Source organism: Kitasatospora sp. NPDC057965 (assembly GCF_042887135.1).
Lineage (GTDB): Bacteria > Actinomycetota > Actinomycetes > Streptomycetales > Streptomycetaceae > Kitasatospora.
Genome location: NZ_JBHVPZ010000034.1, coordinates 1 through 25,188, shown reverse-complemented (window position 1 = coordinate 25,188; position 25,188 = coordinate 1). Strand labels below are relative to the sequence as shown.

The window sequence follows — 25,188 nt, the reverse complement described above, 5'->3', positions numbered from 1 at the left end:
CCGCCCGCTCAGCGCGGCAGGACCAGCGCCCCGGCACCGTAGTACTCGCGGTCGCCGCAGGCGTGCGGGCCGGGCGGGCAGGCGGCGTCCGCGGTGGCGGCCAGCAGGGCGGCGAGCCGGTCGGAGTCCCAGTCCGGGTGCAGCGCGGCGGCCACCGCGACCGCGCCGCTGACGTGCGCGGCGGCCATCGAGGTGCCGGCCAGCGCGGCGTACCGGCCGCCGGGCCAGTCGGAGACCACCGCGCCCTGGACGCCGCCGTCGGGATTCCCGCCGGGGGCGGCCAGCGAGACCCGGCCGCGCCCGTGGTTGGTGTAGGCGGACGGGCGGCCGTCCCGGTCGAGGGCGGTCACGGTGACCACCCCGGGCAGCTCGCCGGGCAGCCGGACGCACTCGGGGCCGAGGGAGCGGGACATCGGCGGCCCGCCGGTGCGGTCGTTGGGGCTGCGCTCGTCGGTGCGGCCGGCGCCGAGGTCCTGCGCGTCGTTGCCGGCCGAGGCGACCACCACCGCGCCCCGCCGGCGGGCGTAGTCGACGGCCCGGCCGACGGCGGCGGTCAGCGCCGCCTGGTCGGGGTCGTCGGGGCAGTTGTACTTCCACGGGTCGGCGAAGTAGCTGTTGTTGATCGCCCGGGCGCCGTGGTCGGCGGCCCAGAGCATGCCGCAGACGATGTTCTCGGCGTAGTACTGGCCGAGCGGGCCGAGCAGCCGGACGGCGGCGATCCGCACGCCGGGCGCGACCCCGCTGACGCCGCGGCCGTCCCGGGCGGCGCCGACGATCCCGGCGACATGGGTGCCGTGGCCGCTCTCGCCGACCCCGGCGTCGGGGCGCCAGGAGCCGGTGCGGGCGTCGGGGCGGCCGTCGGTGCAGGAGGCGGAGCTCTTCGGGTCGACGGCGGCGCGCAGGTCGGGGTGGGTGTCGTCGACGCCGGAGTCGAGGACGGCGACCAGCACCTTGCGCAGGGCGTCGGCGCCGGGGGTGTCCGGGCCGTGCGGCGGGCGGGTGGTGTCCGCGTCCGCGCCGGGGGCGGCGCCGAGCAGCGCGAGGTTCCAGGCGTCGCGCTCGCCGGGGTCGGGGACCGTGACGGTGGTGTCGGCCTCGCCGACCCCGCCCTCGACGCCGTCGCCCGTGCCGTCGCCCGTGCCGTCTCCTGCACCGCCACCGGTCCGGAAGTCGCCGGCGCCGTCCACCGACCGGGGAGGGCCGGGTACCGGCGCGGTGCGGGTGGCGCCGACGGCGGCCACCCCGGGCCGCCCGCGCACCCTCTCGGCGAAGCCCCCGGCGGCGTACGCCAGCACCACCCCGATCTGCGGGTACTCCTGGACGACCTGCCCGCCGGCCGCCCGGGCCTGCTCCGCCGCCCGGCCCGCCCCCTCGGCGTCCGCCCGCTCGGCGAGGACCAGGTAGCTGAGGTAGGCCCGCCCCGGCCCGGCGACGTACGGCACGGCGCCGCCGGCGACCAGCGCGGTGAGCAGCATCACGAGCAGGACCCGCAGCGGCCCCCGGCCCCGGCGCCGGGCGCCCCCGGCCGGCCCGGCCACCCGGACGGGGACCGGGACGGGACGGGAGCCGGACGGGTCCGCCTGCGCCATGGCACGGCCTCCGCTCGTCGGTCCCGGCGGCCGCACCGGGGCGGCCGGCCACCGGAGGGCTGGTCTTCACAGGAGCATCACAACGACTGAATCATCACGATATGAGCCGATTGTCAGCTCCGCCTTCCCGGTTGCCCCGAACGGCCACCGTCCCCGGCGGACCCGCCCCCTTGTCGGTGCCACCGGGCACCATGGGGACATGGCGACCGCGCACCCGACCCCGTCCCCGGCCGACCCGCTGGCCGGCTTCGCCCCCGCCACCCGGGCCTGGTTCGGCGGCGCCTTCTCCGCGCCCACCACCGCCCAGGCCGAGGCCTGGCGCGCCATCGCCCGGGACACCGACGTCCTGGTGGTCGCCCCCACCGGCTCCGGCAAGACCCTCGCGGCCTTCCTGTCCGCCCTGGACCGGCTCAGCAGCACCCCGCCCCCCGCCGAGCCCAAGCGCCGCTGCCGGGTCCTCTACATCTCCCCGCTCAAGGCCCTCGCGGTCGACGTCGAGCGCAACCTCCGCGCCCCGCTGGCCGGCCTGCGCCAGGCCGCCGTCCGGCTCGGCCTGCCCGAACCCGACGTCCAGGTCGCCATCCGCTCCGGCGACACACCCGCCGCCGACCGCCGCCGCTTCGCCACCCACCCGCCGGACATCCTCATCACCACCCCCGAGTCGCTCTTCCTGCTGCTCACCTCCGCCTCCCGGGACGCCCTGCGCGGCATCGACACGGTGATCCTGGACGAGGTGCACGCGGTCGCCGGCACCAAGCGCGGCGCCCACCTCGCGCTCTCCCTGGAGCGGCTGGACGAGCTGCTCGACCGCCCGGCCCGCCGGATCGGCCTGTCCGCCACCGTCCGGCCGGTCGAGGAGGTGGCCCGCTTCCTCAGCCCCGGGCGCGGCGCCGAGGTGGTCCAGCCGCCCGCCGCCAAGGAGTTCGACCTCTCCGTGGTCGTCCCCGTCCCCGACCTCGACGACCTGCCCGCCGCCCCCGCCCTCGGCGGCGCGGCCGAGAGCGACCCGCAGCGTCAGGCCTCGATCTGGCCGCACGTCGAGGAACGGATCGTCGACCTCGTCCAGTCCCACCGCTCGACCATCGTCTTCGCCAACTCCCGCCGCCTCGCCGAGCGGCTCTGCAACCGGCTGAACGAGATCGCCCACGAACGCGCCACCGGCACCGCCCTGCCCGAGGCGCACGCCCCCGCCCAGCTGATGGGCGGCTCCGGCGCCGCCAAGGGCGCCCCGGCGGTGATCGCCCGCGCCCACCACGGCTCGGTCTCCAAGGAGCAGCGGGCCCTGGTCGAGGAGGACCTCAAGGCCGGCCGACTGCCCGCCGTGGTCGCCACCTCCAGCCTGGAGCTCGGCATCGACATGGGCGCCGTCGAACTGGTGGTCCAGGTCGAGTCCCCGCCCTCGGTCGCCTCCGGCCTCCAGCGGGTCGGCCGGGCCGGCCACCAGGTCGGGGCGGTCTCCACCGGCGTGGTCTTCCCCAAGTACCGGGGCGACCTGGTGCAGTCCGCGGTGGTCACCGAGCGGATGCGGGCCGGGCGGATCGAGGCGCTGCGCATCCCGCGCAACCCGCTCGACGTGCTCGCCCAGCAGCTGGTCGCGATGACCGCGATGGACACCTGGCAGGTCGACGAGCTGCTCACCGCCGTCCGCCGGGCCGCGCCGTTCGCCACCCTCCCGCAGTCCGCCTTCGACGCGGTGCTCGACATGCTGGCCGGCCGCTACCCCTCGGACGCCTTCGCCGAGCTGCGCCCCCGCCTGGTCTGGGACCGGGTGGCCGGCACCGTCAGCGGACGCCCCGGCGCCCAGCGGCTCGCCGTCACCTCCGGCGGAACCATCCCCGACCGGGGCCTGTTCGGCGTCTTCATCGCCGGCACGGACCCCAAGAAGGGTGCTGGCGGGCGACGGGTGGGAGAGCTGGACGAGGAGATGGTCTACGAGTCCCGGGTCGGTGACGTCTTCACCCTCGGCACCACCTCCTGGCGGATCGAGGAGATCACCCACGACAAGGTGATGGTCACCCCCGCCCCCGGCATCCCCGGCCGGCTCCCGTTCTGGAAGGGCGACAGCCTCGGCCGCCCGCTCGAACTCGGCCGCGCCCTCGGCGCCTTCACCCGCGAACTCGGCGCGCTCGACCCGCGGACCGCCACCGTCCGGCTGAAGCGGGCCGGCCTGGACGACTGGGCCGCCGGCAACCTGCTCGACTACCTCGCCGAGCAGCGCGCCGCCTGCGGCCACCTCCCCGACGACCGCACCATCGTGGTCGAGCGCTTCCGCGACGAGCTCGGCGACTGGCGGATCGTCGTGCACTCCCCCTTCGGCGCCCAGGTGCACGCCCCCTGGGCGCTCGCCCTCGCCGCCCGGCTGCGCGAGAAGCACGGCCTCGACCCGCAGGTCATGCACGCCGACGACGGCATCGTGCTCCGGCTCCCGGACGCCGACCTGCTCGACTTCCCCTCCCCCGAGCCCGCCGAGCCGGTCACCGACGACGCCCCGGTCGGCGCCGACGCCACCCTGTTCGACCCGCAGGAGATCGAACAGCTGGTCACCGACCAGGTCGGCGGCTCCGCCCTGTTCGCCTCCCGCTTCCGCGAGTGCGCCGGCCGCGCCCTGCTGCTCCCGCGCCGCAACCCCGGCAAGCGCACCCCGCTCTGGCAGCAGCGCCGGCGCGCCGCCCAACTGCTGGAGGTCGCCGCCGAGTACGGCTCCTTCCCGATCGTGCTGGAGGCCGTCCGCGAATGCCTCCAGGACGTCTTCGACGTCCCCGGCCTGGTCGAGCTGATGGGGGACCTCGAATCCCGCGCCGTCCGGCTGGTCGAGGTCACCACCCCCGAGCCCTCCCCGTTCGCCCGCTCACTGCTCTTCGGCTACGTCGCCCAGTTCCTCTACGAGGGCGACTCCCCGCTCGCCGAACGCCGCGCCGCCGCCCTCTCGCTGGACTCCCGGCTGCTGTCCGAACTCCTCGGCCAGGCCGAGCTGCGCGAACTGCTCGACCCGCAGGTCCTCGCCGAGCTGGAGGCCGAACTCCAGCGGCTCACCCCCGAACGCCGGATCAAGGACGCCGAGGGCGTCGCCGACGCGCTGCGCCTGCTCGGCCCGCTCAGCGAGGCCGAACTGACCGCCCGCGGCGCCGAGCCGCTCTGGGCCCTCGAACTGGAGGCCGCCCGCCGGGTGATCCAGGTCCGGATCGGCGGCGAGCGGCGCTGGGCCGCCGTCGAGGACGCCGGCCGGCTGCGCGACGCCCTCGGCACCCCGCTGCCGGTCGGCGTGCCCGAGGCGTTCACCGAACCGGTCAAGGACCCGCTGGGCGACCTGCTCGCCCGGCACGCCCGCACCCACGGCCCGTTCACCGCCGCCGAGGCCGCCGCCCGCTACGGCCTGGGCACCGCCGTGGTCACCGGCACCCTGCACCGCCTGACCGCCACCGGCCGCCTGGTCCAGGGCGAGTTCACCCCGCCCGTCGCCCACCACCACCCTTCTTCGGAAGGGCTTCGCGCCGCCCCTCTAGAGGGCCACACCGCCACCGTCGAGTGGTGCGACGCCGAGGTCCTGCGCCGGCTGCGCCGCCGTTCACTGGCCGCCCTGCGCCAGGAGGTCGAACCCGTCCCGCCGCGCGCCCTGGCCGCCTTCCTGCCCCAGTGGCAGCACCTGGCCGGCCACCGGCTGCGCGGCCCGGACGGCCTGCTCCGGGTGGTCGAACAGCTCCAGGGCACCGCCCTGCCCGCCTCCGCCCTGGAGAAGCTGATCCTCCCGGCCCGGCTCGCCGACTACTCCCCCGGTCTGCTCGACGAGCTGATGGCGGCCGGCGAGATCGGCTGGGCCGGCGCCGGCGCGCTACCCGGCAAGGACGGCTGGATCAGCCTGCACCTGGCCGAGAACGCCCACCTGCTGCGCCCCGAACCGGTGCCGCCCACCGTCACCCCGGTGCACACCGCCCTGCTGGAGGCCCTGACCGGCGGCTACGGACTGTTCTTCCGCCAACTGACCGCCCACCTCCCGGAGACGCCCGAGCCGGAGGTCGTCGAGGCCCTGTGGGACCTCGTCTGGGCCGGTTACGTCAGCAACGACACCCTCGCCCCGCTGCGCGCCCTGCTCGGCTCCGGCCGGACGGCCGGCGCCACCGCCCACCGGGCGCCCCGGGCCACCCCGCGCGGCCGCTTCGGCGGCGCCGGGCGCCCCTTCGGCCGGGTCGGCGGCGCGCTGCGCAGCGGCCCCCCGACGGTCGGCGGCCGGTGGTCGCTGCTGCCCGCGTTCGCCGCCGACCCGACCGTCCGGGCCACCGCCCGGGCGCAGAACCTGCTGGACCGGCACGGCCTGCTCACCCGGGGCACGGTCGCCGCCGAGCGGATCCCGGGCGGCTTCGCCGGGGTCTACCGGGTGCTCGCCGCCATGGAGGAGCGCGGCCGGACCCGCCGGGGCTACTTCGTGGAGGGGCTGGGCGGCGCCCAGTTCGCCATGGAGGGCGCGGCCGACCGGCTGCGCTCGGTCAGCGGCCGGCTGGAGCGGGCGCGGGGCGCCGAGTGGCCGGCCGCCCCGTCCGCCGAGCCGCCACAGGCCCTCGTGCTGGCCGCCGCCGACCCGGCCAACGCCTACGGCGCCGCGCTGGCCTGGCCCGAGCCTCCCGCCGGGTCCACCGAGGCGGCGGGCAAGACGCACCGGCCGGGCCGGAAGGCCGGCGCCCTGGTGGTGCTGGTCGACGGCGAGCTGTGCCTGTACGTGGAGCGCGGCGGGAAGTCGCTGCTGGCCTGGGCGCAGGAGGAGGCCACCCTGGCCGCGGCGGCGCAGGCGCTGGCCGGGGCGGCCCGGGCCGGGGCGCTGGGCAGCGTCACCGTCGAACGGGCCAACGGCGAACCGGCCCTCGGGTCCGCACTCGGCGCCGCCCTGGAGCAGGCGGGCTTCCACGCCACCCCGCGCGGTCTGCGGCTGCGCCCCTGAGCCGGGAACGCCCGCAGACCGGAAGGCGACCAGCGGCCGGACGGACGACGAGGGCCGCGGGACCGGATCGGTCCCGCGGCCCTCGTCCGCGTCTTGTTCACCCCGTCCGGGGAGCCTCCCACCGGGTCTCCGCCAAGGCGTCCGGCTCGTCCGTCCGCTGCCGCGACGGCCCGGTGGACCGCCAGTCGGCGTGGACCGGGATCAGCCCGAGCCCCCAGCCGCCGGCCGCCAGCAGGCCGAGCGCCGCACCGCCGGGCAGCGACCCGGAGCCGTCCGCCAGCCACCAGCCGAACCCGCCGGCCAGGACCGCCAGCAGCGCCAGGCCCGAGCGGACCGGCCGGAACCGCACCCACCGGGACCGTATTCGGGCCCCGGCACACGTCACCGCCGCACTGCGCACGACCGCCTCCTTCGCTCAACCCGGGCCGGATGGGGCCCGTACCGAGGCCAGGTCAGGCGGCGACCACGTCCATCGCGGCGGCCTTGGGCGACATGTTCGCCCGGTCGGTGCCGGGAGCCGGCAGCGGAACCGGTTCGAGTACCGGCCTCAGCAGTTCACCTTCGGAGAGGGTGGCCATCGCCGCAAGTTCGGCGAGCGACAGTTCGTCGCTGACCTCGCGCATGACCTCGGACATCCGGACGTCGAGCGCGTCGCAGATGGCGGAGAGCAGCTCCGAGGAGGCCTCCTTCTGTCCCCGCTCGACCTCGGAGAGGTATCCGAGCGAAACCCTGGCGGCCGCCGACACCTCGCGGAGTGTGCGGCCCTGGCGCTGGCGCTGCCGACGCAGTACATCGCCCAGTAGGCGACGGAGCAGGATCATCGGTGCCTCCCTCCTCGGACTGCGGATCGAGATGTCACGCCCCCACCGTACCGCCTTGCCCGCTTCGCGTGCGGGGACCATGGTCGTGTTCACTCTGGGCTGCAAGGCTGTCCCCTCCCCTGTTTCGGTGTCGCACCCGGGTCGGCGGGCACGTCGCCGTACCCTCCGGGCGGCACTCGGCCACCGCTACGCCACTCGCTCGCCACCTGGTTTCTGCCCAACCAGGCACTCCGATGTAACACGATCCTCCAGATGTGCGATGCCCGCACGCCGGTTCGACAGGTCCCGGTTCGGTCGGGATCCCGGCGTACGGCCCCCGGCGAGGACCGGGGCCGGGGGTGACGGGTGGCCGGTGGGACGGACGGTGACAGAGGTGCGGACGACGGTTCAGTGCGCGGGCGTACCGGACGGGAGCCGCCCGACGAGCAGCTCCAGAGCGGCGGTCACCGCCCCGTGACGGATTGTGGCACGCTCTCCGGACAACCGTGGCGAACTGACCATAGTTCCCCCCGGACCGGCGACCGCGAGGTGCACCGTGCCGACCGGCCGGCCGTCCTGCGGCTCCGGGCCGGCCACCCCGGTCGTCGCGACCCCGTAGGTCGCCCCGAGCAGTTTGCGCACTCCCTCGGCCATCTGCCGGGCCACCACCGGGTGGACCGGGCCGTGGACGTCCAGCAGCCCCTCGTCGACGCCGAGCAGCGAGGCCTTCAGTTCGGTCGCGTAGGCGGTCACCGAGCCCCGGAAGGTCGCCGACGCCCCGGGGACGTCCACCAGCGCGGCCGCCAGCAGCCCGCCGGTCAGCGACTCCGCGACGGCCACCGTGCCGCCCTGGGCCCGCAGCGCGGTGTGCGCCCGCTCGGCCAGCCGGTAGTCGGCGGCCCCGGTCCCCGCGGCCTCGGTCCCCGCGGCCTCGGCTGCACCACTCATCCCGACGTCCCTCCCTCGCGCTCCCCCGGGCCCGTCCCGGAGTACCCGCCATTCTGGGGCCCGGGGAGCGGCCGGGGCCCGGATCCGCGCCGTGTCACCCGCGCGGGCGTTGCGCCGCCAGGCCCTCCCGGCGCAGCCGCACGGCCTGCCCCACGTAGTCCAGCGCGGTGCCGACGGTCAGCAGCACCGCGACGCCCATCAGCAGGGCCCGGGCGGTGGCCATCCAACCGGTCAGCTCCAGGACGTACATGCCGACCGCGATGCCCTGGGTGAGCGTCTTGAGCTTGCCGCCCCGGCTGGCCGGGATCACCCCGAAGCGGATCACCCAGAACCGCATCAGCGTGATGCCGAGCTCGCGGGCCAGGATCACCACGGTGATCCACCACGGCAGGTCGCCCAGCACCGAGAGGCCGATCAGCGCCGCACCCATGATCGCCTTGTCGGCGATCGGGTCGGCGATCTTGCCGAAGTCGGTGACCAGGCCCTTGCGCCGGGCCAGCTCGCCGTCGAACAGGTCGGTGATCATCGCGATCGCGAAGGAGGCCCACGCCACCGAGCGCCACTTGGGGTCGTGGCCGCCCTCGGCGAAGAGCAGCGCGACGAAGACCGGGACCAGCAGCAGCCGGACCATGGTCAGCACGTTCGCGATGTTCCAGATCCCCGGCGCCGGGGGCACCGCGGCCGCCGGCCTGCCCGGGTGGGCCGCGGTCGGGGCGCCGGGCCCCTGGGTCATTCCCCGGCTCCCGGTGCCCGGAGGACCCGCACCTGCTCCAGCGCCTCGGCGACCAGGTCGACGCCCTCGCTGGCGACGACCTTGGCCCGGTAGAACCGCCCGACCTCGGGGTCCTCGACGCCGACGAGCGTGGTGAGGCCGTCCGTCTCGGGCGCCTGGTGGGCGGCGCGGCCCTCCACCAGGTCGCCGTCGACCGACTCGACCAGCACCTCGACCTCGGTGCCGATCCGCTGCTCGGCCCGCTGGGCGGTCATCTCCTCGGCGAGCCGGCTGAGCCGGGCCAGCCGGTCGGCCACCACGTCCTCGGGCAGCTTGTCGCCGTAGGTGGCGGCCTCGGTGCCCTCCTCGTCGGAGTAGCCGAAGACGCCGATCGCGTCCAGCCCGGCGTGCGTGACGAACCGTTCCAGCTCGGCGAAGTCCTCCTCGGTCTCACCGGGGAAGCCCACGATGAAGTTGGACCGGGCACCGGCCTGCGGGGCCTTGCCGCGGATGGTGCCGAGCAGCTCCAGGAACTGGTCGGTGGAGCCGAAGCGGCGCATCCGGCGCAGCACGGCCGGCGCGGAGTGCTGGAACGACAGGTCGAAGTAGGGCAGCACGCCCTCGGTGCCGGTCATCGCCTCGATCAGCCCGGGGCGCATCTCGGCGGGCTGCAGGTAGGAGACCCGGACCCGCTCGACGCCGTCGATCGCGGCGACCTCGCCGAGCAGGGTCTCCAGCAGCCGGATGTCGCCGAGGTCCTTGCCGTACGAGGTGTTGTTCTCGCTGACCAGCACGACCTCGCGGACGCCCTGCTCGGCCAGCCACTGGGCCTCGTGCAGCACGTCGGAGGGGCGGCGGGAGATGAACGAGCCGCGGAAGGCCGGGATGGCACAGAACGAGCAGCGCCGGTCGCAGCCGGAGGCGAGCTTGACGGAGGCGACCGGGCTGTCGTCCAGGCGCTTGCGCAGGGTGCGCGGCCCGGAGGCGGGCGCGACGCCCTCCGGCAGGTCCTCGGGGGCGCCGTGGCCCGGCACGGCGACCTCGGCAGCGGCGGCCTGGCGCTCGACGGGGCTCAGCGGCAGCAGCTTGCGGCGGTCGCGCGGGATGTGCGGCGCGTGGTGGCCGCCGGACAGGATGGTCTGCAGACGGTCGGAGATGTCGGCGTAGTCGTCGAAGCCGAGCACTCCGTCGGCCTCGGGCAGCGCCTCGGCCAGCTCCTTGCCGTAGCGCTCGGCCATGCAGCCGACCGCGACCACGGCCTGGGTGCGACCGTGGTCCTTGAGGTCGTTCGCCTCCAGCAGGGCGTCGACGGAGTCCTTCTTGGCGGCTTCGACGAAGCCACAGGTGTTGACGACGGCGACGTCGGCTTCGGCGGCGTCGTCCACGAGCAACCAGCCGTCGGCCTCCAGTCGCCCGGCGAGTTCCTCGGAGTCCACCTCGTTGCGGGCGCATCCGAGCGTGACAAGGGCGACAGTACGGCGTTCAGGCATAGGGCCAAGATTAACGCGCGACCGCCGGAGCCGTTCGCCCCGGAGGCCGCGCGCCCCGTTCGGCCGGTTCCGCCCCGGGGCGGCCGACCCCCGCGATCAGCCCGCCTGCGGGTCGCCGGGGGTGTACGTGACGTGCACCACCTGGCCGTTCTTGCCCGCCGGTCCGAGGTCCTTGCCGTTGACGTACACGTGCACGGCGCCCGCGTTGCCGATCACCAGCTTGATCTGCTTGGGGTCGGTGAAGGTCTGGTCCTGGCCTTCCTCGATGTTGTTCTGGAACAGCGACTTCCCGGTGCCGTCCACCGCCGAGACCCAGCTGGTGTCCTTCTCGGCGACCAGCTTCACGGTGACCTTGTCGGCGGGGGCGGCGGCGATCGCGGGGGCGCTGGGCGCCGGCGCGGGCGGCTGCACGGCCGGGGTGGACGCGGGGGCCGCCGGGGCGACCGAGCCGGTGCCGGAGCCGGAGGGCAGCGGGGCGCTGGCCGAGCCGGTGGTGCCGGGGACGGTCTTCCCGTTCACCAGGTTGAAGCCGATGATCCCGACCACCGCGACGATCGCGGCGACCATCGCCACCGTCCAGTTCGGCCGGCCCCGGCCGGGGACCTTGATCGGGCCGCTCTCGATCAGCTCGGTGGGCCGCTTGGAGGCCGGCGAGCCGCCGTGCGCGTCGTCGTAGCGGGCGACCAGCGCCTCGCCGTCGACGCCGACCAGCTGGGCGATCGCGCGGATGTGGCCGCGGGCGTAGAAGTCGCCACCGCACCGGCCGAAGTCGTCCTCCTCGATGGAGTGCACGATCGGCACCCGGACCCGGGTGGCACTGCTCACCTGGTCCACCGTGAGTCCGGCCTCGATCCGGGCGGCGGACAGCACCCGGCCGATGCTCGGGGCATCGGCCGCCTGTTCCGCGGCGCCGGCGGGCTGGGCGGAGGACGGGGCGTTCTCGCGGTCGGGGGACTTGCCGATGGTCACGGTGCACGCCTTTCGAGCGGTTGGCCACCTGCTGGGGAACAGTCTAGGGGCGTGGGCGGATCGTTTCTCAAGCGGAACAGGCCCGAATGCGCTCGGCCGCCCCGGCCCGGGGCCGGGCGTGCACTGACCGCCCGTCAGTGCGGGGGCCGCCGTCCCCGGGACCCCCGCACCGCCGCCCGCGCGTCCGGTGTCGATCGTGGGACGCGGTGCCCACCCGATCGGTTCCGCACCGCCCGCCTACCCCCGTCCCAACGGGTGAACACCCGTCAGTGCCGGGCCGCTCTCAGCCACGGATGGTGACGATCACCGCGTCCAGCTCGTCCGGCTTCACCAGAACGTCGCGGGCCTTGGAGCCCTCGCTCGGTCCGACGATGCCGCGCGACTCCATGAGGTCCATCAGCCGCCCGGCCTTGGCGAAGCCGACCCGCAGCTTGCGCTGGAGCATCGAGGTGGAGCCGAACTGGGTGGAGACGACCAGCTCGGCCGCCTGGATCAGCAGCTCCAGGTCGTCGCCGATCTCCTCGTCGATCTCCTTCTTGGGCCCGCCGCCGACCATCACGTCGTCCCGGTAGACGGCGGACAGCTGCTCCTTGCAGTGCTTCACCACGGCGGCGATCTCGGCCTCGGTGACAAACGCGCCCTGCATGCGGATCGGCTTGCTGGCGCCCATCGGCAGGAACAGGGCGTCGCCCTTGCCGATCAGCTTCTCGGCCCCGGGCTGGTCCAGGATGACCCGGGAGTCGGCCATCGCCGAGGTGGCGAAGGCGAGCCGGGACGGCACATTGGCCTTGATCAGACCGGTGACCACGTCGACCGAGGGCCGCTGGGTGGCCAGCACCAGGTGGATGCCGGCCGCGCGGGCGAGCTGGGTGATCCGGACCACCGAGTCCTCGACGTCGCGCGGGGCGACCATCATGAGGTCGGCCAGCTCGTCGACGATCACCAGCAGGTACGGGTACGGCGTGAGCTCGCGCTCGCTCCCCAGCGGCGGGGTGACGGTGCCGGCCCGGACCGCCGCGTTGAAGTCGTCGACGTGCCGGAAGCCGAACGCGGCGAGGTCGTCGTAGCGCATGTCCATCTCGCGGACCACCCACTGGAGGGCCTCCGCGGCCTTCTTGGGGTTGGTGATGATCGGCGTGATGAGATGCGGGATGCCCTCGTAGGCGGTCAGCTCGACCCGCTTGGGGTCGACCAGCACCATCCGCACCTCGTCCGGGGTGGACCGGGCGAGGATCGAGGTGATCAGGCAGTTGATGCAGGAGGACTTGCCCGCGCCGGTCGCGCCGGCCACCAGGATGTGCGGCATCTTGGCGAGGTTGGCCATCACGGTGTGGCCCTCGACGTCCTTGCCCATGCCGACGACCATCGGATGGGTGTCCTCGGCGGCGGTGCGCGAGCGCAGCAGGTCGCCGAGGTTGACCATCTCGCGGTCCCGGTTCGGGATCTCGATGCCGACCGCGGACTTGCCCGGGATCGGGCTGATGATCCGCACGTCCGGGCTGGCCACCGCGTACGCGATGTTCTTCGCGAGCGCGGTGATCCGCTCGACCTTGACCGCGGGGCCGAGCTCGACCTCGTAGCGGGTGACCGTCGGGCCGCGGGTGAAGCCGGTCACCCGGGCGTCCACCTTGAACTCGGAGAAGGTGGACGTGAGCTGGGCCACCACCTCGTCGTTGAGGGCGCTGCGGGCCTTGGCCGGGCCGCCGCGCTCCAGCAGGTCGAGCGGGGGCAGGGCGTAGCTGAGGCCCGCCGCGAGCTGGAGCTGCTCCATCCGGACCGGCGCGGGGCCGTGCTCGTCCGGGGCGCCGCCGTCCGATCCGCCGGTGCGGGCCGCCGGGACGGCGGGCTCCTCCGGCGGGGCGGTGCGGTCCTGCACCTGGTGCATCATGTCGGCCACCGCCGAGGAGGCGGGCACGCCGTAGACCAGCGCGCCGTCCAGGTCGGCGGCGGCGCCGGCGGCGAGGTTGCGGGTGGTGTACGGGTCCAGCGGCTCCTTGGCGAACATGTCCGGCTCGGCGGCGGGCTCCTCGTCGGGCGCCTTGCGCTTGCGGCGGCGCCGGCGGGCGGCCACCTCGTCCGAGGGGTCGTCACTGTCCGTGTCCACCGTGTAGGGCAGCGCGGAGGGATCGGCGTCCTCGGGAGGCTCGTTGGAGAGTTCGCGCTCCGGCGTGCGCCCCCCGGCCTCGTCCAGCGGACCGGGTTCGACCACACCCAGCCGGACGCCCACCGCGCGCATCCGCTCCGGGATCCGGTTGACCGGGGTGGCGGTGGTGACCAGCAGGCCGAAGAAGGCCAGCAGCAGGAGCAGCGGCACCGCGAGGGCCGGTCCGGCGGCGGCCATCATCGGCGTGGAGGCGGCCCAGCCGATGATCCCGCCGGCCGTCCTTATCCGGGTCGCGCCGCTGCCCATCACGGGCGCGCCGCAGCCGATGTGGACCAGGCCGAGCACACCGACCAGCAGGGTGGTCAGGCCGATCATGATCCGGCCGTTGGCCTCCGGCAGCTCCGGGTGGCGCATCAGCCGGACCGCGACGGCGGCCAGCAGGAACGGGACCAGCACGTCGAGCCGGCCGAACAGGCCGGAGACCACGTTGGTGGCCGCCTCGCCCAGCCAGCCCTGCGGGCTGAACCAGGTGCCGGCGGCGGTGACCAGGGCCAGCGCGAGCAGCAGCAGGCCGATGCCGTCCTTGCGGTGCGCCGGGTCCATGTTCTTGGCGCCGTCGCCGAAGCCCCGGAAGACCGCGCCGATGCCGTGCGCCATGCCGAGCCAGACGGCGCGCACGGCGCGGAAGAGTATCGGCCGGGGCGCGGGGGCCGGGGCGGGCGCCTTGGCCGCCGTCTTCTTCGCCGGGGCGGCCTTCTTCGCGGCCGCCTTCTTGGCGGGCGGCTTGGCCGGAGCCTTCGCCGCGGCCTTCTTGGACGGTCCCGGACTCGAGTTGCGTGCCGCGCTTCCGGGCGTACGTGTGGCCATGGGTCAGCAGCCTACCGGGGCGCACGACCTGTGCCCACGTCGTGCGTCCGGGCCCCGGGACGTGTCGCCGACACACCGTCACCCCGTTCTGGTTCACCCGGACGGGCGAGTGGGACCGCGCTCAGTCCGTGCCGGGGCGCAACGCGTCCAGCGCGCGCCGCAGGCCCGCCAGCTTGCGCTCCAGGTGCGCCGCGGTGGCCGCCACCCCGCCGTCCTCGGTGCCGTCCAGCTGCTTGGTGAGCGACTCCGCCTGCTCCTCGACCGCCGCCAGCCGGGCCGACAGCTCGCCGAGCAGCGCGCCGCCGATGGCCGGCTCGGCACCGCTCGCCTCCAGCTGCAGCCGCAGCAGCGCGGCCTGCTCCTTGAGCTGGCAGTTCTTCATGTAGAGGTCGACGAAGACCGAGACCTTGGCGCGCAGCACCCAGGGGTCGAACGGCTTGGAGATGTAGTCCACCGCGCCGGCCGCGTAGCCGCGGAAGGTGTGGTGCGGGCCGTGGTTGATCGCGGTGAGGAAGATGATCGGGATGTCCCGGGTGCGCTCGCGGCGCTTGATGTGGGCGGCGGTCTCGAAGCCGTCCATCCCGGGCATCTGGACGTCCAGCAGGATCACCGCGAAGTCGTCCGTGAGCAGCGCCTTGAGCGCCTCCTCACCCGACGCCGCCCGGACCAGGGTCTGGTCCAGCGCCGAGAGGATCGCCTCCAGCGCGAGCAGGTTCTCCGGCCGGTCGTCGACCAGGAGGATCTTCGCCTTCTGCATCACGACGCGCCCTCCTGTCGCCTGCCTACCTGGGGAAGGCACCCGCGTGCTGCCCACCACTACCCCGGTCATGCTAGCCGCACCCCCTCGCCCGGCACATCGCTCCGTCGCGTCCGGATCCGGAGCGGCGCGCAGTCGGTGCCCCGGCGTACGCTCACCAGCGAGTCGTCACTCGGTCACTGTTCGCAACGATCGGTGACCCTACCCGGTTCCCGGCCCTCCCCGCCAGCAAACCGCGCGCCCCATCGGCGTGAATCCCGGAGCGTACTCCGGGATTCACGCCCCCGTCATCCGATCGGTCCCCACTCGGGCGGGTCGGCGGCCCGCTGGACACCGGTTCCGGCCCCTCAGGGCCTCCGGACGGTGAGCCATTCGTGCATCACCGACAGCAGGTGGTCGGTCTCCACCGGCTTGGTGATGTGGTCGGTGGCGCCGGCCTCCAGGGACTTCTCCTTGTCGCCCTTCATCGCCTTGGCGGTCAGCGCGATGATCGGCAGCCCGGCGAACTGGGGCATCCGGCGGATCGCCTCGGTGGTCGCGTAGCCGTCCATCTCCGGCATCATGATGTCCATCAGGACCAGCGCGACGTTCTCGTGCTGCTCCAGCATCTCGATGCCCTCGCGGCCGTTCTCGGCGTACAGCACCGTCAGGCCGTGCTGCTCCAGCACGCTGGTGAGGGCGAACACGTTGCGGACGTCGTCGTCGACGATCAGCACCTGCTCGCCGTCGAAGCGGGTGTCGTTGCGCCCGGACGGGCGGGCCGCCGGGGCTGCCTCGGGCATCCGCCCCTCCGCCGCCCGGCCCCCGGCCACGCGCCCCTCGGCGGGGCCGCCGACGGCCCCGCGGGCCCCGGCCGCGCGGTCGTCCGCCGCCGGCGCGTCCAGGGCCGCCGTACGGCGGCGCTCGACCGCGCCCCGGCGGCGGACCTCGACCAGCTCGCGCACCTCCTGGGCCCAGTGGTCGGCCGGGCTCTCGCCCACCGGCACCGGGGTCCCGGCCGGGGTGACCCCGACCGAGGCGCGCAGCGCGGCGGCGGCCTGCCCGGCGGCGTCCGGCGCCTCGGCGCGCAGCGGCAGGTACAGGGTGAACGTCGAGCCCTTGCCCAGCTCGCTCTCGGCGTGGATCTCGCCGCCGAGCAGCCGGGCGATCTCCCGGCTGATCGACAGCCCGAGGCCGGTGCCGCCGTACTTGCGGCTGGTGGTGCCGTCGGCCTGCCGGAACGGTTCGAAGATCTCCCGCAGCTTGTTGCCGGGAATGCCGATCCCGGTGTCGGAGACCGTGAAGGCGATCAGCGGGTCGTCCGGGTCCTGGATCGCGCCCGCCTCCAGCAGCTGCTCGCGCACGTGCTGCGGCGCGCCCTTCCCGGCCGGGCTGATCGAGAAGTCGACGGCGCCGGTGTCGGTGAACTTCACCGCGTTGGAGATGAGGTTGCGCAGCACCTGCTGGAGCCGCTGCTCGTCGGTGTGCAGGGTGACCGGCAGGGCCGGCGAGACCCGCACGCCGAACTCCAGGTTCTTGTCCAGCGCGACCGGCTGGAAGGTCGCCTCGACGTAGTCCACCAGCTGGACCAGGGCGATCCGGGCCGGCCGGACGTCCATCTTGCCCGCCTCGACCTTGGACAGGTCCAGGATGTCGTTGATCAGCTGGAGCAGGTCGGAACCGGCACCGTGGATGGTGTCGGCGAACTCGACCTGCTTGGGCGACAGGTTGCCCTCGTTGTTGTCGGACAGCAGCTTGGCCAGGATCAGCAGCGAGTTCAGCGGGGTGCGCAGCTCGTGCGACATGTTGGCCAGGAACTCGCTCTTGTACCGGGAGGCCAGCGCGAGTTGCTCGGCGCGCTCCTCCAGGACCTGCCGGGCCTCCTCGATCTCGCTGTTCTTGATCTCGATGTCCCGGTTCTGCTGCGCGAGTTGCTCGGCCTTCTCCTGCAACTCCTCGTTGGTGCGCTCCAGTTCCTCCTGGCGCGCCTCCAGCTCGGCCGACCGCATCGAGAGCTCGGCGGTCAGCCGCTGGGACTCCAGCAGCAGGCCCTCGGTCTTGGTGTTGACGCTGATGGTGTTGACGGTGACGCCGATCAGGTCGGCGATCTGGTTGAGGAAGTCCAGCGCGACGGTGGTGAACGAGCTGAAGGTGGCCAGCTCGATCACGCCCAGCAGCCGGCCCTCGAACAGCACCGGCAGCACCACGATGTGGGCCGGCGAGGCCTCGCCCAGCCCGGAGGCGATCTTCAGGTACCCGGGCGGCGCCTCCTTGAGGATGATCGCCCGCTTCTCCACCGCCGCCTGGCCGATCAGCGACTCGCCGGGCCGGAAGGTGGTCGGCATCGCCCGCCGCTGGTAGCCGTAGCTGCCGATCAGCCGCAGCACGGTGTCGTTCTCGTCGTCGTCCTCGGTGATCAGCTCGGCGGTGCGGCCGGCCGGCTGGGCGAGGAAGAAGGCGCCGTGCTGCGCCGAGACCACCGGGGTGAGCTCGGTCATGATCAGCGAGGCCACCGCCTCCAGGTCGCGCCGGCCCTGCAGCAGGCCGGAGATCCGCGCCAGGTTGGTCTTCAGCCAGTCCTGCTCCTGGTTGGTGCGGGTGGTCTCGCGCAGGTTGGCGATCATCTGGTTGATGTTGTCCTTGAGCTCGTCGAGCTCGCCGGCGGCGTCCACGTCGATCCGCAGCGACAGGTCGCCCCTGGTCACGGCGGTGGCGACCTGCGCGATCGCACGCACCTGCCGGGTGAGGTTGTTGGCCAGCTCGTTGACGGACTCGGTGAGGTCCTGCCAGGTGCCGTCCACGCCGGGCACCCGCGCCTGACCGCCGAGCCGCCCGTCGGTGCCCACCTCACGGGCGACCCGGGTGACCTCGTCGGCGAACGCCGACAGCTGGTCGACCATGGTGTTGATGCTGGTCTTGAGCTCCAGGAACTCACCGCGCGCGTCGACGTCGATCTTCTGCGACAGGTCGCCGCGGGCCACCGCCGTGATCACCAGCGCGATGTTCCGCACCTGACCGGTGAGGTTGTTGGCCATCAGGTTGACGTTGTCGGTCAGGTCCTTCCAGATCCCGGCCACGCCGGGCACGCTCGCCTGGCCGCCCAGGGTGCCGTCGGTGCCCACCTCGCGGGCCACCCTGGTCACCTCGACCGCGAACGCCGACAGCTGGTCGACCATGGTGTTGAGCGTTCCGGCCAGCCCCGCGACCTCGCCCTGGGCCTCGATGGTGATCTTCTTGGAGAGGTCGCCGGAGGCCACCGCGGCCGCCACCTCGGCGATGTTCCGCACCTGGCTGGTGAGGTTCGACGCCATGAAGTTGACGTTGTCGGTCAGGTCCTTCCAGATGCCCGACACCCCGCGCACCCGGGCCTGGCCGCCCAGGTTCCCCTCGGTGCCGACCTCGCGCGCCACCCGGGTGACCTCGTCGGCGAACGCCGACAGCTGGTCCACCATGGTGTTCACGGTGGTGACCAGCTCCAGGATCTCACCCCGGGCGTCGACGGTGATCTTCTTCGAGACGTCGCCCCGGGCCACCGCCGTGGTGACCTCGGCGATACTGCGGACCTGACTGGTCAGGTTGTTGGCCATCAGGTTGACGCTGTTGGTCAGGTCCTTCCAGGTGCCGGACACCCCCGGCACGCTCGCCTGGCCGCCGAGGATGCCCTCGGTGCCGACGTCCCGGGCCACCCGGGTCACCTCGTCCGCGAAGGCGCCCAGCTGGTCGACCATCGTGTTGATGGTGTTCTTCAGCTCCAGGATCTCCCCGAGCGCGTCGACCTGGATCTTCTGCGAGAGGTCGCCGCGGGCGACGGCGGTGGTCACCTGCGCGATGTTGCGCACCTGATCGGTGAGATTGTTCGCCATGAAGTTGACGTTGTCGGTGAGGTCCCGCCAGACGCCGGCCGCCCACGGCACCTGCGCCTGCCCGCCGAGCCGGCCCTCGGTGCCCACCTGACGGGCCACCCGGGTCACCTGCTCGGCGAAGCCGGAGAGCTGGTCGACCATCGTGTTGATGGTGTTCTTCAGCTCCAGGATCTCCCCGCGGGCGTCCACCTCGATCTTCTGCGAGAGGTCGCCGCGCGCCACCGCCGTGGTCACCTGGGCGATGCTGCGGACCTGGCCCGTCAGGTTGTCCGCCATGAAGTTCACCGAATCGGTGAGGTCGCGCCAGACGCCGGCGACGCCCGGCACCTGTGCCTGACCGCCCAGCCTGCCCTCGGTGCCCACGTCCCTGGCCACGCTGGTCACCTGTGCCGCGAAGCCGTTCAGCTGGTCCACCATCGTGTTGACGGTGTTCTTCAGCTCCAGCATCTCGCCGGCCACCTCGACCGTCACCTTGCGGGACAGGTCGCCCTTGGCCACCGCGGTGGTCACCTGCGCGATGTTGCGCACCTGCGCGGTCAGCCGGCCGGCCATGGTGTTGACCGAGTCCCCGAGGTCCTTCCAGCTGCCGGAGACGCTGCGGACCTTCGCCTGGCCGCCCAGCTTGCCCTCGGTGCCGACCTCGCGGGCCACCCGGGTCACCTCGTCGGTGAACTCCGACAGCTGGTCCACCAGCCCGTTGACGGTCCGGCCGATCTTCAGGTACTCGCCGCGCAGCGGGTGGCTCACCCCGTTGCTGTGCAGCGAGCGCAGCTCCATCTTCTGGTCGAGGTCGCCCTCGGCGATCGACGTCAGCACCCGGCCCACCTCGGCCATCGGCCGCGCCAGGTCGTCGATCAGCGCGTTGCAGTTGTCGACCGCCGCCATCCAGGCACCCTCACCGGCACCCGTCTCCAGCCGCTCGTTCAACCGCCCCTCGCGGCCCACCGCCCGCCGCACCCGGGCCAGCTCGCCCGTGAGGTGCTGGTTGCGCTCGGCCACCTCGTTGAACACCGCGGCGATCTCCGCCAGCGGACCGTCCCCGGGCACCGTCAGCCGGCGCCGGAAGTTTCCGTCCCGCATCGCCGTCAACGCGGCCAGCAGCTTGCGCAGCTCGGCCGGCTCGGCGCCGCGGCTGTGGTTGACACGCCGGCCGGCCGCGCTCCGCGGCGCGGCCCCGGGGCGCCCGCCCCGCTGAGCGGGCGGCGTCGTACCGGTTGCGTCCTTGGTGGCCGAACTCAACGGGCCCCTCCCAGATCGTGAACTGTCCGGCGCCCGCGGCCGCGCCCATCGGGGCCCGCCGCGCAGCACCGTCCCGGCGCTACCGTCCCGACGGCCGGTCCGGCCCACCGGGACCCACGACGACGGTACTGCTCGGACCGGACATCGCGGACCCCCCAGTCTGGCAGCACTCGCGCCCGGTACAAGCGCGGTTGCACTCGGTTGGCACCGGCCCGTCCGAAACGGGTGGGCAGAATCACCCTCCGGTGCCTGTTTCGACTCCCCGCCCCCACGGGGAACCAAGCGGAAAGTAGGGTGGAGCGCTGCACCGGGCCACAACCGCCCCCGGCGCCGCCGCCCACGCCGTCGGCGCGCACCAGGGACGCGGCGCCACCCCCGGACAGCCAGGGCCAGAGCAGAGGAGACGTGGCAACGTGGTCACCGCGCGCGCAGCCGCCACCTTCGAACCCGTGGGTCGGTCGGCCGGTGCCGCCCGTTCCTTCGTCCGGGACGCCCTACTGGGGTGGGGCCTGCCCGAGGTCGTCGACGACGCCGTGGTCCTGGTCAGCGAACTCGTCACCAACGCGGTCGTGCACGCCGGAACCGCCGCCGAGGTGTGCTGCCTGCGCGAGGACGGCACCGTCCGGATCGAGGTCACCGACCACCACCCCGAACGCGGCCTGCCCAGCTTCGCCGACGTCCCCACCACCGCCTCCGACCACTACGCCGACGCCGACGGCGAGGGCGGCCGCGGCCTGCTGATGTGCGCCGCGCTCGCCGAGCGCTGGGGCGTCGAGTACGGCTCCGGCCGCAAGACCGTCTGGTTCCGGCTCGCCCTGCCCGCGCACACCGCCGGCACCCGCTACGCCCTGCCCGCCACCCCCGGTGGCGAACTGCCGCGCAGCAACGGCCCGGTCCACGTCGCCGTCGTCCAGCTCGACGACGACGGCCGGGTGCTCGCCTGGAACCCCGACGCCGAAGCCCTCTTCCAGCACCCCGCCGACACCGTGCTCGGCCGCCCCTGGGCCGACCTCGCCCTCTGGCCGCAGCCCGCCGACGGCGGCCTCGGCCTCTCCGCCGTCCTGCGGCTCGCCCGCTGGGAGGGCGGCTACGCGCTGCGCCGCGCCGACGGCACCGCCGTCGACGTCTACGGCGTCCAGGTCCGCTTGCGCGACACCGACGGAACCCCCAGCACGCTCTGCCTGCTCGTCCTCGACGAGGACCGCGCCGTCCTGCGCTCCCCCGCCCGCGCCCTGCCCGGCGACCGCGGCGAACCCGGCACCCGGCTCGACCTGCTGGCAGGCCTCGGCACCGGCGAGGACCTCGACACCCTGCTGCAGCACACCGTCGAACGCGCCCGCGACCTCCTCGACGCCGACGCCGCCTACCTGCTGCTCACCACCGAGGACGAGGCCGAGTTCGAACTGCGCGCCAGCACCGGCCTGCCCGCCGCACCGCGCCCGCACAGCCGCTTCCCGGTCGACACCGGCAACCGCTACGACTCACCCCGCCTCCCCTCCGTGCACGAGGACCTCGCCACCCGGCCCACCGGCCTGCCCGTCCTCGACGGCAGCGGACTGCGCTCCCTGCTCACCGTGCCGCTCAAGGTCGAGGGCCGGCTGATCGGCTCGCTCGGCATCGCCACCGGCGCCCCCGGCCGCTACGACAACGAGGACGCGCTGCGCCTCCAGTTCGCCGCCGACCGGCTCGCCCTGGCCGTCGAGTCCACCCGGCTCGCCGAACTCGAACGGCTGCGCCGGGGCTCGCTCTCCTTCCTCGTCGAGGCCTCCGACCTGCTGGCCGGCACCCTCGAACACGAGCAGACGCTCGCCCTGATGGCCCAGATGGCCGTCCCCACCCTCGCCTCCTGGTGCGCCGTCTACACCAACGGCGACCACGGCGCCCCCGCCTCGCTCGCCTTCGTCCTGCACGAGGACGAGGACCTCATCGACCCGCTGCGCGCCCTGCTGGACAAGACGCCCGCCCCGGAGTCCGGCCCCACCCACGGCACCCGCTTCTGGGACGCTCCGTCCGACACCGCCGACGGCAACGGCTTCACCGACCAACCCGGCCTCACCGGCCTGCTCGGCGAGACCGTCGTCCTGCCGCTGACCGCCCGCAACCGGGTGATCGGCCTGCTCGCCCTCGGCACCGCGGCCGGCGTGCGGTTCCGTCAGGAGGTCCTGGAGCTCGCCGAGGACCTCTCCCGCCGGGCCGCCCTCGCCCTCGACAACTCGCGCCTCTACTCCGAGCGCACCGCCACCAGCCAGGCCCTGCAGCGCAGCCTGCTGCCCCCGGACCTGCCCGACATCCCCGGCGTCGAGGTGGACGTCTTCTACCAGGCCGCCGGGGAGGGCAACGAGGTCGGCGGCGACTTCTACGACCTCTTCCCGATCCGCGAGGGCACCTACGGCTTCGCCATCGGCGACGTCTGCGGCACCGGCCCGGAAGCCGCCTCGGTCACCGGCCTCGCCCGGCACTCGCTGCGGCTGCTCGCCCGCGAGGGCCTGGACGCCCCGCAGGTCCTCAGCCGGCTCAACACCGCCATCCTGGACGAGGGTGCCCGCAGCCGCTTCCTCACCCTGCTGTACGGGGAACTGACACCCCGTCCGGACGGCAGTACCGAACTCTCCCTGGTCTGCGCCGGCCATCCGCTGCCGCTGCGCCTGCGCACCGACGGCCAGGTCGACCGGGCCGCCACCCCGCAGCCGCTGCTCGGTGTCATGGACGACCTCGACCTCACCGCCGAGCGCCTGGTGCTCAACCCCGGCGAGGTCCTGCTCTGCGTCACCGACGGCGTCACCGAACGCCGCGAGGGCCGCCGGATGCTGGGCGACGACGGCCTCGCCGAGGTGCTCACCGGCTGCACCGGACTCACCGCCGGAGCGGTCGCACTGCGCGTGCAGCGGGCGGTCGAGCGGTTCGCCCCGGAGCCGCCCTCCGACGACATGGCGATCCTCACCCTGCGGGTGCCGGCCCAACGAACCGTCTGAGCACATCGGTGCGACCGCTGTCGCTCCGGCTGTCCGAGCCTGACCGAACCATGTCGGACGCCGTCACAAAATGTGCTATTCACAAGGGTACAAGCCCGCTCACCCTGGGTACACCGATCTCACCGGGGAATCCCCCGGCGGGGACGTGACCAGCGGCTCTCCCGCTGGCCCAGCATTCGGACCGCAGCCGTCGCACGCTCCAGCCGTGCGCGCCCGGAGCGGTCACGCGCCTTCACTTCATCGACACTCACCCGCGTTCACTGCGCCCTGCGCGCGCCCATGAGTGAAAGGAGCCTCCGGTGAGCAACGAAGCTACCGGGGCACTGAACGCCCGCTCCACCGGCGCCGACGCGGGTAACCTCGGTTACCTCGCACTCGGCCTGACCCTCCTCGCCTACGGTCTGCTCTCGACCGGCATTCTCAGCGGCACCGCCGCCGGGAACTCGGCCCACCTCGCCCACATCCTCGGCGGCCTGACCCTGTTCATCGCGGGCCTCTGGCAGTTCCGCGGCGGCGAGGGCTTCACCGGCACCGCCTTCACCGGCCTCGGCGCCTTCTGGGCCACCTGGTCCACGGCCTCCGGCGCCGGCAAGAACGCGGCCGGCCTCTTCCTGCTCCTGTGGGCCCTGCTCGCCCTCACCCTGACCGCGGCCAGTTGGAACGCGGGCCTGTTCAGCCGTGCCGTCTACGGCCTGCTGACGCTCTCCCTGGTGCTCTCCGCGATCGCGACCTTCAGCACCTCCGGCGGCCTCGCCAAGACGGCCGGCTGGATCGCCGCCGCCTCCGGCCTGGCGGCCTGGTACTGGGCCACCGCGTCGCTGACCAACAGCGCGTGGGGCCGCGAAGCCCTGCCGGTCAAGTAACGGCAGGCAGACCGGTGGGCCGGACCCTACCCCCACGGGGCCCGGCCCACCGGCATGCCGTGCACCGGTCCCCCGCACCCCTCAGCCGCGAACGGCCAGCCGCTCCTGCTCCTCCGCCGGCCGGACGTCCCCCGCACGCCGGGCCCGCCACCGGGCGACGCCGCTCTGCGCCGCGTAGGCCAGCAGCAGGATCGCCACCGCGACCAGACCGTCCGCCCAGAAGTGGTTGGCCGTCACCACCACCACCGTGATCGTCAGCACCGGGTGCAGCACGATCAGCCAGCGCAGCGGACTCCTCGACACCCGCACCACCGCGACCGCCACCAGCACGCACCAGGCCACGTGCACCGACGGCATCGCCGACAGCTGCGCCGCCTTGACCACCCCGCCGACCGCGTTGCCGTACACCGACTGCCCGTACTCCGCCGCCACGTCGACGAACCCGTTCTCCGGCAGCATCCGGGGCGGCGCCACCGGCAGGAACTGGACGGCCAGGCAGACCGCCGTCGTGACGACCACCGTGGTCCGCACCCACGCGTACCGCTCGCGATGTCTCAGGAAGACCCAGAGCAGCACCGCGATCATCACCGTGAAGTGCATGGACGCGTAGTAGTAGTTCGCCAGCTTCACCAGCGCCGGGTACGGCGTCACCGCGGCCTGCCAGGAGGCCTCGTCGGGCAGCCCGACCGCCAACTCCGTCCGGTGGATCCAGCGCGCCCGGTCCAGCGCGTGCTCGGTGCTCATCAGCGAGAGCCGCCCGACGAGCTGCCAGAGCGCGAACAGTGCCAGCAGGGTGCCGGCCTCCCGCAGGATCGCCGAGAGACCCGTCCGCCGCACCCGGGCGGCCGCGTACGCGCCGCCGTAGAGAGCGACAGCGGTACCCCCGGCGGACTGCCAGGTCAGGGTCAGGTTCTGCAACGGTTCGCGCCTCTCCACCGAGCTCCGATGTGGTGGGGAGACGTTAACGCAAAAAGACCCCCTCCTGAACCGGAGGGGGTCTTTTTGGAATGATTGTTCGGCGGCGTCCTACTCTCCCACAGGGTCCCCCCTGCAGTACCATCGGCGCTGTGAGGCTTAGCTTCCGGGTTCGGAATGTAACCGGGCGT

At 73.9% G+C, this 25,188-nt stretch carries 14 protein-coding genes and 1 rRNA gene; 3 read left to right on the top strand and 12 right to left on the bottom strand.

Features of this window, described 5'->3' with window-relative positions; translation table 11 throughout:
* Positions 1–8: 8 nt before the first annotated feature.
* Positions 9–1,589, bottom strand: coding sequence for a S8 family serine peptidase (locus ACFVVU_RS32665; RefSeq protein ID WP_387793753.1), 1,581 nt, complete (start codon positions 1,587–1,589; stop codon positions 9–11).
* A gap of 199 nt (positions 1,590–1,788) precedes the next feature.
* Here ACFVVU_RS32665 and ACFVVU_RS32660 point away from each other — a divergent pair, with 199 nt between their 5' ends.
* A complete protein-coding gene (locus ACFVVU_RS32660) occupies positions 1,789–6,519 on the top strand; it encodes an ATP-dependent helicase (protein WP_387793752.1) in 4,731 nt (1,576 codons plus the stop codon).
* 97 nt (positions 6,520–6,616) lie between these two features.
* Here ACFVVU_RS32660 and ACFVVU_RS32655 read toward each other — a convergent pair whose 3' ends face one another.
* The 9 genes from ACFVVU_RS32655 to ACFVVU_RS32615 form a co-directional block, all read right to left on the bottom strand.
* Entirely contained in the window at positions 6,617–6,868 is a 252-nt protein-coding gene (locus tag ACFVVU_RS32655; protein WP_387793751.1) for a hypothetical protein, read from the bottom strand.
* 103 nt (positions 6,869–6,971) lie between these two features.
* Entirely contained in the window at positions 6,972–7,340 is a 369-nt protein-coding gene (locus ACFVVU_RS32650; protein ID WP_350551437.1) for a helix-turn-helix transcriptional regulator, read from the bottom strand.
* 387 nt (positions 7,341–7,727) lie between these two features.
* Entirely contained in the window at positions 7,728–8,267 is a 540-nt protein-coding gene (locus ACFVVU_RS32645; RefSeq protein ID WP_387793750.1) for a CinA family protein, read from the bottom strand.
* A 94-nt stretch (positions 8,268–8,361) separates the two neighbouring features.
* The gene (gene pgsA / locus ACFVVU_RS32640; protein WP_380685692.1) at positions 8,362–9,000 is read right to left on the bottom strand and encodes a CDP-diacylglycerol--glycerol-3-phosphate 3-phosphatidyltransferase; all 639 of its coding nucleotides are present in this window, start codon (positions 8,998–9,000) and stop codon (positions 8,362–8,364) included.
* Complete coding sequence (gene rimO / locus ACFVVU_RS32635; protein ID WP_380685694.1) at positions 8,997–10,469, bottom strand: 30S ribosomal protein S12 methylthiotransferase RimO; 1,473 nt, start codon at positions 10,467–10,469, stop codon at positions 8,997–8,999. The genes pgsA and rimO overlap by 4 nt, the downstream gene beginning before the upstream one ends.
* Positions 10,470–10,565: 96 nt before the next feature.
* The gene (locus tag ACFVVU_RS32630; protein ID WP_380685696.1) at positions 10,566–11,438 is read right to left on the bottom strand and encodes a helix-turn-helix domain-containing protein; all 873 of its coding nucleotides are present in this window, start codon (positions 11,436–11,438) and stop codon (positions 10,566–10,568) included.
* 283 nt (positions 11,439–11,721) lie between these two features.
* Entirely contained in the window at positions 11,722–14,409 is a 2,688-nt protein-coding gene (locus ACFVVU_RS32625) for a DNA translocase FtsK (protein WP_387793749.1), read from the bottom strand.
* A gap of 121 nt (positions 14,410–14,530) precedes the next feature.
* Positions 14,531–15,169 carry a response regulator gene (locus ACFVVU_RS32620; protein ID WP_344332370.1) on the bottom strand — a complete coding sequence of 213 codons (639 nt, stop codon included), beginning with the start codon at positions 15,167–15,169 and terminating at the stop codon, positions 14,531–14,533.
* Positions 15,170–15,513: 344 nt separating this feature from the next.
* A complete protein-coding gene (locus ACFVVU_RS32615) occupies positions 15,514–20,088 on the bottom strand; it encodes a HAMP domain-containing protein (protein ID WP_387793778.1) in 4,575 nt (1,524 codons plus the stop codon).
* 572 nt (positions 20,089–20,660) lie between these two features.
* Between ACFVVU_RS32615 and ACFVVU_RS32610 the strand changes: the two genes are divergently transcribed.
* Positions 20,661–23,219 (top strand): SpoIIE family protein phosphatase, encoded by a 2,559-nt coding sequence (locus ACFVVU_RS32610; protein ID WP_387793748.1) that lies wholly within the window; start codon positions 20,661–20,663, stop codon positions 23,217–23,219.
* A gap of 299 nt (positions 23,220–23,518) precedes the next feature.
* Positions 23,519–24,082 (top strand): acetate uptake transporter, encoded by a 564-nt coding sequence (locus ACFVVU_RS32605; RefSeq protein WP_380685960.1) that lies wholly within the window; start codon positions 23,519–23,521, stop codon positions 24,080–24,082.
* Positions 24,083–24,163: 81 nt separating this feature from the next.
* On the opposite strand, the gene ACFVVU_RS32600 is transcribed toward ACFVVU_RS32605, so the two are convergent.
* Both ACFVVU_RS32600 and rrf read right to left on the bottom strand, forming a co-directional pair.
* Entirely contained in the window at positions 24,164–25,000 is an 837-nt protein-coding gene (locus ACFVVU_RS32600; protein ID WP_355365239.1) for a phosphatase PAP2 family protein, read from the bottom strand.
* Between the two features lie 95 nt (positions 25,001–25,095).
* Positions 25,096–25,188: ribosomal RNA gene (rrf, locus tag ACFVVU_RS32595) — 5S ribosomal RNA — on the bottom strand; the annotation flags it as partial.